Here is a 13,089-nt window from a genome sequence, read left to right on the forward strand (position 1 = left end):
TACCTCCCGGTCAGGTGGTGGTGGGTGCGACGTCCGCGTCGGCGACCAGGGCGACCACGGCCGCGTCGACGGTGGCCTCACCGGTGACCGCAGCCGCCGCCTCGTCGGTGACGACCAGGACCGTGGTGCCGACGCCGACGTTCAGCGGGTCGACGGCCACCAGGTCGGGGCCGTCGGGCCGGACCCGGACCAGCACGAGACGCCGGCCCTGGAGCGGGGTCAGGATGCGGTCCGCCCACACCTTGCCGACGACCTCGCCGAGGACCATCAGCCCTCTCCCCGCAGGCCGGCCATGACCTCGCGGATCCGGGCGGTGTCCGGGTTGTCGAGCAGCGCGGCGGTGGTCGGGTGGGGCTTCGGGTACACCTGCGAGCTGCGCAGGTCGCCGTGGGCGCGGATGGCGGCCTCGCCGGCCGCGACGGCCTGCCGCACGGCGGCGAGGGTGCCCCGGACGGCGACGGCGAGGTAGCCGCTGGTGACCCGCTCGACGCCGACGCACCGGACGTCGGCGGTCTTGATCATGGCTTCGATGCCCGCCGAGAGGGCCACCACGCCCCGGGTCTCGACGATTCCGATCGCGATGTCGGACGACATGTCTGGTTCTCCTTACCGGCTGTCAGTTGCCGACGAGTTGGGGGTCGGCCGCCAGCGCGCTGACGGCGTCGCAGGGGCTCGCGAAGACGATGGAGCGCACCGAGCGGCTCTTGGCCCGCGCGGTCTCCTCACCGATGTCGACGGCCTCCTCGACGGTGGCCAGGTCGCCCCGGACGGCGACGGCGACGATGCCGCCGCCGAGCCGGACGACCTTGGTCACCTCGACCTCGGTGGCCTTCACCATCGCGTCGACGGCGTCGAAGATGGGGGTGAAGCCTTCGGCCTCGACGAAGCCCACGGCGGTGTTCCGCATGGTTTCTCCTTAGGGGTGGTCGGGCAGGTTCCAGGACAGGACGGCGGCGCCGGTGCCCCAGATCGGGCCGTACGCGTGCAGGTGCGCCGGCCCGGTGGTCGCCTCGGCGCCGGCGGCGAACGCGAGGGCGCGGAACTGGCTGTCGGCCTGCGCCTGCCGGGCGAAGTCCTCCCGGACGGCGAGGACCTCGTCGACCTTGCCGGCGGTGAGCAGGTCGAGGACGCGGGTGTTCCACTGGTCGTGGCCCGGCTCGCCGATGCGGTCCTGGCCGGGTTCGATCCACTGCTGGATGAGGCCGGAGGACATCCCGGTCACCACGACGACGGCGGCGCGCAGGCCGGCGTCGCGGGCGGCGGCGGCACCGGCGCGGCCCACGTCGGCGAGGGTGTCGGCGTCGGCGTACAGGTTGCAGGAGACCTGGGCCCAGCGCAGCCGGCGGTCCGGGTCGAGCAGGGCGGAGGTGACGATGGTGCCGGTGTCGATCGGAAACCCGTCGTACCGGGTCCGGCGGGCCTGCATCCCGCCGGCCTGGACCCGGTCGGCCCAGCGTTCGGTGAAGTCGACGTCGAAGCGCAGGTCGTAGTCGAGCAGCCCGTAGTCGTAGGCGTACCAGTTCTCGTCGACGTGCTCGCCGCGCGGGTTGGGGTCGCACTGGAACTGGTGGCCGAGGACGGTGAACCACTGCGTCGACAGCAGCAGCACCACGTCGGGTTCGAGGCGGCGCAGCCGGGCGCCGACGTCGCGGGCCGCGTCGGCCAGCGCCGACCAGCTCGGCGCCGGGTGCTCGGCGAGCAGGTGCGGCATGCCGGGCAGCAGCGCCCCGGCGACGATTCCGGTCCGGTCAGCCATGGTGGCTCCCCTCGGGCAGCCACTCCACGATCGCGTTGCCGGTGCCGATGATCGTGCCGTAGCCGAGCACGTCGCCGGCGACCTTGGGCCAGCCCATCGCGGCGAGCATCCAGGTGAGGCTGCCGGCCTTGGTCTCCGAGGCGGTCGCCTCGATGTGTTCGGGGATCAGGTCGCGCAGCGGGGCGGTGGGGCCGCGCCGGATCGCCTCGAGCAGTTTCATGTCCCACCGGTACTGGTGGTTGTTGTACGGGTGTTCCCGCTCCATGTCCTCGGGCAGCTCGGGTTCCTCGTGCCAGTGCAGGTGGGACAGGGAGTTGGAGGCGAGCAGCACGGCCCGGCGGCCGGTGGCCTCGACGGCCCGGCGGGTGGCCTCGCCGAGGACCTCCATCTCGGTCAGCGACGCGTCGGAGTAGAAGTACGGGTTGTTGTTGGCCGACAGGGAGACCACCGGGATGTCCCAGGCCGGGTTGGCCAGGTGCAGGGCGCCGATGGTGGCGTAGTCGACGCGGACCCGGGGGTCGCGCAGCTTGCGGGTGACCAGGCCCAGACCGCTGGCCTCGTCGGCGATCGCCTCACCGAGCTCGACGTCGGTACGGAAGTCGTACCGGTAGCGGAACAGGTGCGGGAAGATCGGCTCGACGGAGAGGCCGCGCGGGTTCGGTACGCAGTTGACGTGGTGGCCGACCATCGTGATCCAGTGCGGGGCGTGCACGATGAGCACGTCCGGCTTGTGCACCTCGCGGATGCGGGCGCGCAGCCGCTCGTACGCCCAGCGCAGGGTCTCCCAGCCGCCGGTGGAACGGGGCTCGTTCTGCGGCGGGTTCTCCCCGTAGATCAGGTGGGGCGGGTGGGGGCTGAGGCAGCCGGCCACGATGCCGGGCCGCGTCGACGCCGGGGGCGGCGCCGGGGTGCGCGGCGCGGTGGTGGCGCCGCCACGGATCGGGGCCAGCGGCACCCGGAAGACTCTGCTCATGACCGTCCTCCCCCGGCGAGCACCCGCACGTAGGAGCGGTCCTGCGGGGCGGTGCCGAGAATCTGCAGCCCGTCGTCGTCGAGGGCGAGTTCGTCCGCGGCCAGTGCCGCGTCGTGCCGGATCCAGGCCCGCAGCGGGGCCGGGTGTCCGCCGTGCACCTCGACGAGGGTGTCCTCGGCGAGGCCGCTGCCGGGGGCGACGTAGGCCAGCCGCCGCTGGCCGCGCTGCCCGGTGTAGGCCGGCTGGGTGGTGACGGTGGTGCGCAGCCAGCGCCGTTCGTCGCGCAGCCGCTGCCGGGTGGCGGCGGTCGCGGCCGGGTCGGCCCGCCCCGCCGGGTCGAGGACGACGCCGTAGCGGTCCCGGGCGTCGGCGGCGGTCAGGTACTCCTGGGTCACGTCCTCGGCGACGGCCTCGGGCGCCCGGTCCAGCGGGTCGCCCCAGCCGCCACCGCCGGCGGACTCCATCACCAGGACGTCGCCGGTGCGCATCGGGAAGCCGGCGACCTTGCCGGGGGTGGCGAAGTCGACGCGCTCGCCGTCGGCCCGGCGGACGTGGGTGACGGTGGGTGCGCCGGGGCCGCCGTGCCGCAGCCCGTACGGCGGGACGGTGGTCCGGTCGGTCTGCACCGAGTACGCGCCACCGCTGGCCAGCAGGCGGGTCTCGCGGCGGCTGCCGAGCCCGCCCCGGCGGGCGCCGTCACCGCAGGAGCCGGTGCGCAGCTCACAGGCGTCGACGAGGATCGGGATCTCGGTCTCCAGCCGTTCGACGGACTGGATGGTCGAGATGTCACCGAGGTCGACGGGGTTCATCGCGCTGGGGCCGTCGGACTCGAGGAACCCGCCGTTGCCGCCGGCCGGGTAGTCGTAGTAGAGGTAGGGCCGTCCGGTGTGCTCGTCGACACCGCCGATGAGGTTCTGGAAGGTGGTGCCGAACTGGTCGGCGGCGACGAGGTCGGGCGCCACCTGGCTGAGGGCGGCCATCACGGCGGAGATGACCCGCTTGCGGACCTCGCTGTGCGCGTTGGCCGGGGCGGGGTAGCTGACGTGCACGACGGTGCCGGGCTCGGTGTGCACCCGCAGCGGCCGGAAGGCGCCGTGGTTGACCAGCCCGCCGGGGTCGAGGGCCGACTTGACGGCGATGAAGACGCCGGCGACGGTCATCGCCCGGGAGGAGTTGACGACGGCGGCGACCTGGGTCGACGAGCCCCGGAAGTCGGCGTCGATCTCGTCGCCGTCGACGGTGAGCCGGCAGCGGACGATGGCCGGGTCGTACCGGCCGTCGGTGTAGAGGTCCAGGTAGTCCTCGTAGTGGTAGGCGCCGTCGGGCAGCGCCCGGATCATGTCGCGCAGCCGCTGCTCGGTGCGGTCCATGTTGGCGGCGACGCACTCGTGGACGAGGGCGGTGCCGTGCCGGGCGACGAGTTCGCGCAGCCGCCGTTCGGCGGTGTGGCAGGCGGCGACGCTGGACTCCAGGTCGCCACGGCGTTCGTCGGCCATCCGGACGTTGGCGAAGACGATGTCGTACGCGGCACGGTTGGGCCGGCCCTGCTCGATCAGCTTGATCGGCGGGATCCGCAGCCCCTCCTGGAGGATCTCGGTGGCCTGGCCGGAGACGCTGCCCGGGGTCATGCCGCCGATGTCCGCCCAGTGCATGCGCACGCAGGGGAAGAGGAAGAGCTGCCCGTCGACGAAGACCGGGCTGATCAGCGTGACGTCGTTGAGGTGGCTGCCGCCCCGGTAGGGGTCGTTGACGATGTAGAGGTCACCGGGGCGCATCTCCTCGGCGAAGTCGGCGAAGATCTCGGCGACCGAGGCCGGCATGGCGATGACGTGGCCGGGCATGTCCCGGCCCTGGGCGACCATCTGTCCCTGCGGGTCGAACAACGCGCACGAGAAGTCCTGTGCGTCGGCGATCACCGGCGAGTGCGCCGTGCGGAAGATCGTCTGTCGCATCTCCCGGACGATCGAGATGAGACCTTCGGTGACGACTTCCAGGTCGATCGGGTTCACAGTCATGCGGATGCCTCACTGGTTCCGGCTCGATCCCGGTGGCGGGAGAACGGACCATCCTGGGGTGGACCATCTGTCGGTGGGCCGGTGGCTGGTGGGCCGCCGGCCCGGCAAGTGGACCATAATGTGGTCCTAGAGTTATATTATGAAACCTAGCAACCGAGAAGGTGGGAAGCAAGATGTCGTATGCCACTGACACCGCCCCGGACGACGGGCCGGCCCCCCGCGAGTCCGGCACGCAGGCGCTGGACCGCGCGCTCGGCGTGCTGCTCGCCTTCCGCGGCACCGACACCGAACGCAAGGTCAGCGACGTCAGCCGCGAACTCGGCCTGCACAAGTCGACCGCCAGCCGGCTGTTCCGCGCGCTGGCCGACGCCGGCTTCCTCCAGCGCAACGAGGAGAACGGCAACTACCGGCTCGGCGTCGCCGTCTTCGAGCTCGGCGCGCGGTACCTCGCCGGCCTCGACCTGCACACCATCGCCCGTCCGCTGGTGCACCGGCTGGCCGAGGAGGAGGGCGAGAGCGTCAACCTGTCGGTCCTGGAGGGCCTCGACGCGATCTCCATCCACGTCGTGCAGGGCACCCGCAACCTGCAACTCGTCTCCCGGCTCGGCCGGCGCATCCCGCTGTGGTGCAGCGCGGCCGGCAAGGCCCTGCTGATCGAGCAGGACGACGACGCGCTGCGGGCCACCCTGGCCACCGCGCCGTTCACCGCCCTGACCGGCCACACGATCACCGACCTCGACACGTTCGTCGCCCGGATGGCGACCGTCCGCGAGCAGGGCTGGGCGCTCAACGACCAGGAGAGCGAGGAGGGGCTGCGGGTGGTGGCCGCTCCGGTCCACGACCGTCACGGTCGGGTCGCGGCCGCCATCAGCGTCTCCGGCCCGATCTTCCGGGTCGACGGGGACCGGGTGGTGGAGCTGGCCAGCGCCGCCCGCCGGACCGCCGACGAGCTGTCCCGGCAGCTCGGGTACGGCTTCGGGGAGGTCTGGGGCGACTGAGCCGGTCCACGCCCGCCGACCGGTCAAAACCGCTCCTGCACCACGTCGGGGCGGACCCGCACGTGCAGCACCGCCGGGCCGGTCAGCGGCAGCACCGCGTCGAACGCCGCCCGCGCGCCCGCCTCGTCGGTGACCGTCCACGCCGGCACCCCGAGCGCGCGGGCCACGGCGGCGAGGTCCCGGCCGGGGAACCGGGCCAGGTCCGGGTCCACCCCGCGCGGGGCGAGCTTGCGCACCTCCGCCCCGTACGCGGCGTCGTCGAGAACGACCAGCAGCACCGGCGCGCCGACCCGGGCCAGGGTGTCGAGTTCACCGAGTCCGGTGAGCAGGCTGCCGTCGCCCTCGAAGGCGACCACCGGCCGGTCGGGGCGGCCGACGGCGGCGCCGACCGCGAACGGCAGCCCGACACCGATGCTGCCGAACTCCCACGGCGCGACGAACGACCGGTCGGTGGCGACCGAGTCGAGCAGCAGGTTCGGCCAGCCGCCGAAGTGCCCGACGCCGACGACGGTGGTGCGCCCACGGGGCAGCCGGCCGGCGCAGATCCGCATGAAGGCCCGGGGGTCGATCGCGTCCCCCGGGGACCCGACGGGCAGGTCGGCGAAGGGGTCCGCCGCCGCCAGCTCGGCGGCCAGGTCCGGGCTGCGCCAGTCCGGCCGCGAGACCGGGGCCAGCAGCGCCGACACCGCACGCGCGGTCTCACCGGCGTCGCCGACCACCCCGGCGGCCACCGGCCAGCGCGCGCCGATGGCGGCCGGGTCGACGTCGACGCCGACCACCGTCGCGTCCGGGAAGAGTGCGCCGTGGTCGGCCGTCCACCGGTTCAGGCCGGCGCCGAAGGTGACCACCAGGTCCGCCCCGGCCAGCACCCGCCGGGTCAGCGGCCGGGCCAGCCCGCCGGCCACCCCGAGGTCGTACGGGTGGCCGGTGAACAGCCCGGCGGCCATCAGGGTGGTGGCGAGCAGGGCGTCGGCCCGGTCGGCCAGGTCCCGGAGCGCGTCGGCGGCCGGCTCCGCACCCCGGCCGGCGAGCAGCACCGGCCGGCGTGCCGACCGCAGCCGCCCGGCGAGCGCCGCGACGTCGGCGGGATCCGGGACGAGCGGACCCGGTGGACGGGGCACCGCCGGCGGCACGGTGGCCGCAGCGGCCGGCACCGGCTCGTCCTGCAGGTCGATCGGCACGTTCAGCACCACCGGGCCGGGCAGCTCCCGGGCCGCCCGGAACGCCCGCCCCACGTCGCGTACGGCGGTCCCGGCGGTGGCCACCGGCAGGAACGTGCCCGCCGTGGCCAGGGCGTACGGCTGCTGGTCGAAGCTCTGCACGTGCCACGGGTCGCCGGGCGGGGTGTCCCCGGCGATCAGCACCAACGGGGTACGGGCCTGCCGGGCGATCGTCAACGCCGCCCCGGCCACCGCCAGCCCCGGCCCCTGGGTGACCGTGGCCACCGCGCACCGGCCGGTCGTGCGGGCGTACCCGTCGGCCATCATCACCGCGGCGTTCTCGTTGCGGGCCGCGACGAACCGGACGCCGTGCCGCTCGACCAGGTCCGCGACCAGGAACATGTTGGCGTCGCCGAGCAGGCCGAAGACGGTGTCGACGCCGTGCGCCACGACGGCGTCGGCGATCGCCTCGAAGACCCTCACCGTCCGCCCCGGTCGAGGTAGTCGCCGGGCGGACGCAGCGCCACGCTCAGCGCGCCGAGGTAGGAGTCGGTGGCGACGGCGTCGAACCGTGGGCCGGCCAGCCGGGCCGCCCGCTTGGTCATCGACCGGCCCACCGCCGAGGTGGCCAGCAGCCGGTCGACGACGCCGGTGACGGCCGCCGGCAGCCCGTCCACGTCGACCACCCGGGTGACCAGGCGCAGGGCGAGCATCTCGGCCGGGTCGATCCGCTCGCCGAGCAGCAGCCACCGCTTGGCCAGGTCGGCGCCGACCAGGTCGGCGAGGATCGCCATGCCGCTCCAGGTCAACGGGATGCCGAAGGTCACCTCGGGGAAGGTGAAGAACGCCGGGTCGGCGGCCACCCGCAGGTCGCTGGCGAGCCCCAGCACGGCCCCGGAACCGATCGCCGGGCCGTTGAAGGCGGTGACCGTGGTCTGCTCCAGCCGGTACCAGCGCTCCACCAGCTCGGCGGTGCGCCGCTGGACGTGCATGGTGGTCCCGGCGTCCAGGCCGGCCAGCTCGTGCAGGTCGGTGCCGGCGCAGAACGCCGTACCCTCGCCGGTGAGCACCACGACCTCGACGTCGTGGTCCCGACCCAGGTCGTGCAGGACGTCCTCGAACCGGGCGAGCATCGCCAGGTCGAAACTGTTGCGCCGGTGCGGCCGGTTGAGGGTCACCCGGGCCAGCCGCCCGGTGCGGTGCAGCAGCACGGACTGCTCGTCGGTCATGGTGACTCCGAGGTGAGTAGGGCCCGGTCGACCAGCGCGGCGGCGTGGCCGACGTACGACAGCGGGTCGAGCAGCCCGGCCAGGTCGGCGCCGGGCAGGGCGGCGGCCACCTGCGGGTCGGCGCGCAGCATCTCGGCGAACGGCCTGCCCTGCTCCAGGCTGTCGCGGACGATCCGCATCACCAGGTGGTGGGCCTGCTCGCGGCCGAGCGGGCCGGCCAGGCGCAGCATGACCGCCTCGGAGAGGACCAGGCCGCCGGTGAGGTCCAGGTTGGACCGCATCCGGTCCGGGTTGACGCCCAGGTCGCCGAAGACCTCCACCAGCCGTTCCAGGGCGCCGCCGACGAGGATGAAGCACTCCGGCAGCAGCTTCCACAGCGTCATGCCGACGCCCATGTCCCGGTCGTCCTGGGCGACCATGGTCTGCAACGCCAGCGGTACCTGGGCGCGCAGCGTGCCGGCGGCGGCGATGACCGCCTCGCACCGGATCGGGTTGCGCTTGTGCGGCATGGTGCTGCTGCCGACCTGGGTGGCCCGCTGCGGCTCGTACGCCTCGCCGACCTCGGTGCGGCCGAGGAAGTAGATCTCCCGGGCCAGCTTCTCGGCGCTGGCGGCGACCAGCCCGAGGACCATCAGGCACTCGGCGAACCGGTCCGAGGTGGCGTGCCACGGGGTGTCGGCCACGCCGAGACCGAGGTCGGCGGCGACGGCGCGTTCGACCGCGAACGCCTGCGGGCCGTACCCGGCCATCGTGCCGGCGGCCCCGCCCATGCTGGTCACCAGCAGCCGGCCACGCATCTGGGCCAGCCGGGAGCGGTGCCGTTGCAGCTCGCTCTGCCACACCGCGCAGCGCAGCCCGAACGTGGTCGGCAGCGCCTGCTGCCCGTGCGTGCGGGCCGGCATCGGCGTGGTGCGGTGCCGCAGCGCGAGCCGGCGCAGGATGCGCACCAGCTCGTCGACCTGGCGCGCGACGATGTCCAGGCCGGCCCGGGCGCGCAGCACGAACCCGGTGTCCATCACGTCCTGGGTGGTCGCGCCGAGGTGCACGTACCGGCCGGCGTCGCCGGGGCAGGCGGCGGTCAGCGCCCGTACCAGCGGCACGAGCGGGTGCACGGTGTCGGCGGCGTCGGCGGCGAGCACGGTGGTGTCGAGCCGGTCGAGCCGGGCCGTGTCGCTGATCGCCTGGGCCGCCGCCGACGGGATGATGCCGAGGCCCGCCTGGGCGCGGGCCAGGGCCGCCTCGACGTCGAGCCAGGACTGCATGAGCTGCCGGTCGTTGAAGACCCCGCGCATCTCGGCGTTGCCGAAGAAGCTGGTGACGGTCAGCGAGTCCAGGAAACATGATCCGAGCTGCATCAGCGCTCCCCCTCACCGGTGAGCAGGCCGAGCGCGGCCCGCCGGTCGACCTTGCCGGACGGCAGCAGCGGCAGGGCCGGCACCGTCCGGATGAGCGTCGGCACCTTGTGCCGGGCGAGCCGGGCGGCGGCGAGCCCGGCGAGCCGGTCCGGGTCGGGCTCGCCGCCCGGGGCGGCGACGACGAGCGCGCCGACCTCCTCACCCCAACGCGGCGACGGCACGCCGAGGACGCAGACCTGGGTGACGGCCGGGTCGTCGAGCAGCGCCGCCTCCACCTCGGCCGGGCTGACGTTCTCGCCGCCCCGGATGATCAACTCCTTGACCCGGCCGGTGAGGGTGAAGACCCGGTCGGCGTCGAGCGCGCCGAGGTCGCCGGTGCGCAGCCAGCCGTCGGCGGTGATCGCCGCCTCGGTGGCGGCCGGGTCGTCGAGGTAGCCGACGGTCACCGACTCGCCCCGCACGAGCAGCTCGCCGGGCTCGCCGGCGGGCAGCGGGGTCCGGGTGCCGGGGGCGACCACCATGGCGGACAGGGCCGGCACGATCCGGCCGACGGTGCCGCCGGGCGGGCCGCAGCGGCCGTCACCCGGGTCGACGCTGATCGTCGGCCCGGCCTCGGTCTGGCCGTAGACCACCGCGATCCGGTCCAGCCCGAGCACCCGCCGGGTCCGCTCCAGCAGCGCCGGGGCGCACGGGGCGCCACCGAGGAACCCGACCCGCAGCGCCGACAGGTCGAACCGGTCCGGGTCGGCCTCGACCCGGTCGGCGAGCATCGTCGCCATCGTCGGTACGGCCTGCACCACGGTGCACCGGTGCCGGGCGATCTGCGCCAGCACCGGGTCGGAGCGGAACCGGCGCGCCGACACCCACAACGCGCCGGTGACCAGGGACAGGACCGCGCCGCTGCCGAGGCCGGCGGCGTGGGCCAGGGGCAGCGGGGAGGCGATCCGGTCCTCGGGTCCGAGCCCGGCGGCGGCGGCCGTCCACTCCGCGTTGGCGATCAGGTTGCGGGCACTGAGCGAGACCATCTTCGCCGGGCCGGTGGAGCCCGACGTGAACTGGATGTTCAGGGTGGCGTCCGGGTGCCCGGCCGGGGCCGGCACGGGGCCGGTCCAGCCGGGCAGGCCGGACAGGTCCTCGCCGTAGCCGTGCCAGCCGTCCGGTCGGGCGTCGGCCGGCAGCCCGGCGACGGCCTGCGCGGCGGTGGCCCGGCCGTCGCGGTCGCGGACCCGGTCGGCGACGAAGAGCCGGCGGGGGGCACTGCGGGCCAGGGCCGCGGTCAGCTCCGGGACGGTCAGGCCGGGGTGCAGGGTCACCAGCGCGGCGCCCCGCCACGCCGCGGCGGCGAGCAGGACCAGCCAGCCGAGCCCGTTCTCGGCCCACACCGCGATCCGGTCGCCGGGGCCCACGCCGAGGGCGGCGAGCACGGCCGCGCCCCGGCCGGCGAGGTCGGCGAACTCACCGGCCGACACCGGGGCGGCCACCTCGTCGAACGCGTAGAGGGGCCGGTCCGGCTGCCGGGCGGCGCGGTCCAGGACGAGGGCGTCGAGGGCGGGTGGGGTCACCTGGTCACTCCCGGACGAGCAGCAGGTTTCCGTGGCCGTCGACCCCGGCGGTCCAGCCGGCGCCGACGACGGTGGTGCTGCCGTTCTCCCGGACGACGGCCGGGCCGGGCACCGTAGCGCCGGGGGCCAGGTCGGCGCGGCGCCAGACGGTGGCGTCGACCCAGCCGGCCGGACCGTAGATCCGGGTCCGGTCCGGCTCCGGCGCGCCGCCGGCCGGGGCGGTGAACCGCACGGCGGGCCGGGGCCCGAAGGCGGTCAGCCGGCAGTTGACGATCTCGACCGGGTGTCCGGAGCGGGCGTAGGCGTACCGTTCGGCGTAGGCGGTGTGGAACGCCGCCACCAGCTCCTCGGTGGTCGACGGCAGGTCGGCCACGGGGACGGCCAGGTCGAAGCTCTGGCCCCGGAACCGCATGCCGACCGACAGGGCGAAGCTGACCTGGTCGGGCTCGACGCCGTCCTCCGCCTTGAGCTGTGCCCGCGCCGCGTCGCGCAGGTCGGCGACGACGGCGCGCACCGCCGCCAGCCCGGCCTCGTCGGCCGGCACCAGCACGGTCCGCACGTAGTCGTGCCGGGCCTGGGCGGTGACGAAACCGAGCGCGGAGAAGTTGCCGGGGACCGGTGGCACGAGCACCCGGCGGATGCCGAGTTCGTCGGCGAGCGCGGTGGCGTGCATCGGGCCGGCGCCGCCGAACGGCATCAGCACGAAGTCGCGGGGGTCGTGGCCGCAGGCGACCGAGATCTCCTTGATCGCGCTGGTCATCTTGACCGTGGCGATGGTGAGGATGCCGTGGGCGAGTTCCAGGTCGTCGAGGCCGAACTCGGCGGCGAGCCGGCCGACGGCGGCGCGGGCGGCGTCGACGTCGAGCCGGACCTCGCCGCCGAGGCTCTCCTGCGGGTCGAGGTGGCCGACGACCAGGTGCGCGTCGGTGGTGGTCGGCTCGGTGCCGCCCCGGCCGTACGCGGCCGGGCCGGGGGTCGAACCGGCGCTGCGCGGCCCGATCCGCAGCTCACCGCCCAGGTCCCGCCAGGCGATCGAGCCACCGCCGGCGCCGATCGTGTTGATCTCGACCTGGAAGGTACGGTTCGGGTACCCGGCGATCGTCCCGTCGTTGGTCATCAACGGGGCGCCGTTCTTGATCAGGCAGACGTCGGTGCTGGTGCCGCCGATGTCGCAGGTGATCACGTTGGGGTAGCCGGCCAGCCCGGCGACGTGGACGCTGGCGGCGACCCCGCCGGCCGGACCGGACAGGGCCAGGTTGATCGGCAGCCGGCCGGCCTCGTTGGTGGAGACGACCCCGCCGCTGCTGGTCATGATCGACAGCGGGTGGGCGTAGCCGCCGGCCGCGAGCGCGGTGCCGAGCCCGCGCAGGTAGTCGGCGACCGTGGAGCGGACGCTGGCGTTGAGCACGGTGGTCGCGAAGCGCTCGTACTCGCCCTGCTCCGGCACCACGTCGGAGGAGATGGTGCAGACCAGGCCGGGGTACCGCTCGGCGAGCCGGGACGCCGCGGCCCGCTCGTGCGCCGGATTGCGGTACGAGTGCAGCAGGCACACCGCGACGGCGGTCGGCCCGGCGGCGGCCACCCGGTCCAGCACGGCGTCCAGGTCGGCCGGGTCCAGCGACCGGACCACGCTCCCGTCGGCGCCGATGCGCTCCCGCAGCACATGCCGCAGCCGGCGCGGGGCCAGCGGCGTCCGCCCCGTCTCCTTGACGCTGTAGAGCTGCGGCCGGTGCCCCAACCCCATCTCGAGCACGTCGCGGAAACCCTCGGTGGCGACCACGCTGACCGGCTCGCCGGAGCCCTCCAGCAGCGCGTTGGTGACCCGGGTGGTGCCGTGGACGAAGCGGTCGACCTCGTCGAGGCGGACGCCGAGCTTGGCCAGCCCCTCGAAGATGGCCTCGGCCGGGTCGTCCGGGGTGGACAGGGTCTTGGCCTCGGCGAGCCGGGCGGTGGCCGGCTCGTACACGATGACGTCGGTGAAGGTGCCACCGATGTCGACGCCGATGCACAGCATGGCGAGCCTTTCGGTAGTGGTGGGCGC

The 13,089-nt window shown here is 74.6% G+C and carries 12 protein-coding genes; 1 reads left to right on the top strand and 11 read right to left on the bottom strand.

Going from position 1 to position 13,089, the window contains the following annotated elements; translation table 11 throughout:
• Window positions 1-10 precede the first annotated feature (10 nt).
• From ACQUFX_RS10675 to ACQUFX_RS10700, 6 genes are read right to left on the bottom strand one after another with little or no spacing between them, the layout of a single operon-like run.
• Window positions 11-268, bottom strand: a complete 258-nt coding sequence (locus tag ACQUFX_RS10675; protein WP_067363332.1) for a EutN/CcmL family microcompartment protein — start codon at window positions 266-268, stop codon at window positions 11-13.
• Window positions 268-594, bottom strand: a complete 327-nt coding sequence (locus ACQUFX_RS10680; RefSeq protein WP_067363335.1) for a BMC domain-containing protein — start codon at window positions 592-594, stop codon at window positions 268-270. Before ACQUFX_RS10680 ends, ACQUFX_RS10675 begins: the two co-directional genes overlap by 1 nt.
• A gap of 22 nt (window positions 595-616) precedes the next feature.
• Complete coding sequence (locus tag ACQUFX_RS10685; RefSeq protein ID WP_067363338.1) at window positions 617-907, bottom strand: BMC domain-containing protein; 291 nt, start codon at window positions 905-907, stop codon at window positions 617-619.
• A 9-nt stretch (window positions 908-916) separates the two neighbouring features.
• A complete protein-coding gene (locus ACQUFX_RS10690) occupies window positions 917-1,756 on the bottom strand; it encodes a DODA-type extradiol aromatic ring-opening family dioxygenase (RefSeq protein ID WP_428965845.1) in 840 nt (279 codons plus the stop codon).
• Complete coding sequence (locus ACQUFX_RS10695; protein ID WP_428965846.1) at window positions 1,749-2,729, bottom strand: DODA-type extradiol aromatic ring-opening family dioxygenase; 981 nt, start codon at window positions 2,727-2,729, stop codon at window positions 1,749-1,751. The genes ACQUFX_RS10690 and ACQUFX_RS10695 overlap by 8 nt, the downstream gene beginning before the upstream one ends.
• A complete protein-coding gene (locus tag ACQUFX_RS10700; protein ID WP_428965847.1) occupies window positions 2,726-4,744 on the bottom strand; it encodes a hydantoinase B/oxoprolinase family protein in 2,019 nt (672 codons plus the stop codon). The genes ACQUFX_RS10695 and ACQUFX_RS10700 overlap by 4 nt, the downstream gene beginning before the upstream one ends.
• Window positions 4,745-4,917: 173 nt before the next feature.
• Here ACQUFX_RS10700 and ACQUFX_RS10705 point away from each other — a divergent pair, with 173 nt between their 5' ends.
• Window positions 4,918-5,742: an IclR family transcriptional regulator gene (locus ACQUFX_RS10705; protein WP_428965848.1), complete on the top strand. Its 825-nt coding sequence runs from the start codon at window positions 4,918-4,920 to the stop codon at window positions 5,740-5,742.
• Window positions 5,743-5,765: 23 nt separating this feature from the next.
• On the opposite strand, the gene ACQUFX_RS10710 is transcribed toward ACQUFX_RS10705, so the two are convergent.
• The 5 genes from ACQUFX_RS10710 to ACQUFX_RS10730 are packed head-to-tail and all read right to left on the bottom strand — an operon-like array spanning window position 5,766 to window position 13,062.
• Window positions 5,766-7,385, bottom strand: coding sequence for a thiamine pyrophosphate-binding protein (locus ACQUFX_RS10710; protein WP_428965849.1), 1,620 nt, complete (start codon window positions 7,383-7,385; stop codon window positions 5,766-5,768).
• On the bottom strand, window positions 7,382-8,131 hold the full coding sequence (locus tag ACQUFX_RS10715; RefSeq protein ID WP_428965850.1) for an enoyl-CoA hydratase/isomerase family protein: 750 nt from the start codon (window positions 8,129-8,131) through the stop codon (window positions 7,382-7,384). The genes ACQUFX_RS10710 and ACQUFX_RS10715 overlap by 4 nt, the downstream gene beginning before the upstream one ends.
• The gene (purB, locus tag ACQUFX_RS10720; RefSeq protein WP_428965851.1) at window positions 8,128-9,486 is read right to left on the bottom strand and encodes an adenylosuccinate lyase; all 1,359 of its coding nucleotides are present in this window, start codon (window positions 9,484-9,486) and stop codon (window positions 8,128-8,130) included. Before purB ends, ACQUFX_RS10715 begins: the two co-directional genes overlap by 4 nt.
• A complete protein-coding gene (locus tag ACQUFX_RS10725) occupies window positions 9,486-11,048 on the bottom strand; it encodes a class I adenylate-forming enzyme family protein (protein ID WP_428965852.1) in 1,563 nt (520 codons plus the stop codon). Before ACQUFX_RS10725 ends, purB begins: the two co-directional genes overlap by 1 nt.
• Window positions 11,049-11,052: 4 nt before the next feature.
• Window positions 11,053-13,062, bottom strand: coding sequence for a hydantoinase/oxoprolinase family protein (locus ACQUFX_RS10730; protein ID WP_428965853.1), 2,010 nt, complete (start codon window positions 13,060-13,062; stop codon window positions 11,053-11,055).
• Window positions 13,063-13,089: the final 27 nt, after the last annotated feature.

The sequence above is a fragment of the Micromonospora fluostatini genome, from assembly GCF_050410825.1.
Taxonomy (GTDB): domain Bacteria; phylum Actinomycetota; class Actinomycetes; order Mycobacteriales; family Micromonosporaceae; genus Micromonospora; species Micromonospora rosaria.

Bases quoted from the DNA above. Each gene is read 5' to 3' on its own strand.
- ACQUFX_RS10675 (WP_067363332.1), bottom strand. From the start codon at position 268: ATGGTCCTCGGCGAGGTCGTCGGCAAGGTGTGGGCGGACCGCATCCTG.
- ACQUFX_RS10680 (WP_067363335.1), bottom strand. From the start codon at position 594: ATGTCGTCCGACATCGCGATCGGAATCGTCGAGACCCGGGGCGTGGTG.
- ACQUFX_RS10685 (WP_067363338.1), bottom strand. From the start codon at position 907: ATGCGGAACACCGCCGTGGGCTTCGTCGAGGCCGAAGGCTTCACCCCC.
- ACQUFX_RS10690 (WP_428965845.1), bottom strand. From the start codon at position 1,756: ATGGCTGACCGGACCGGAATCGTCGCCGGGGCGCTGCTGCCCGGCATG.
- ACQUFX_RS10695 (WP_428965846.1), bottom strand. From the start codon at position 2,729: ATGAGCAGAGTCTTCCGGGTGCCGCTGGCCCCGATCCGTGGCGGCGCC.
- ACQUFX_RS10700 (WP_428965847.1), bottom strand. From the start codon at position 4,744: ATGACTGTGAACCCGATCGACCTGGAAGTCGTCACCGAAGGTCTCATC.
- ACQUFX_RS10705 (WP_428965848.1), top strand. From the start codon at position 4,918: ATGTCGTATGCCACTGACACCGCCCCGGACGACGGGCCGGCCCCCCGC.
- ACQUFX_RS10715 (WP_428965850.1), bottom strand. From the start codon at position 8,131: ATGACCGACGAGCAGTCCGTGCTGCTGCACCGCACCGGGCGGCTGGCC.
- purB (WP_428965851.1), bottom strand. From the start codon at position 9,486: ATGCAGCTCGGATCATGTTTCCTGGACTCGCTGACCGTCACCAGCTTC.
- ACQUFX_RS10730 (WP_428965853.1), bottom strand. From the start codon at position 13,062: ATGCTGTGCATCGGCGTCGACATCGGTGGCACCTTCACCGACGTCATC.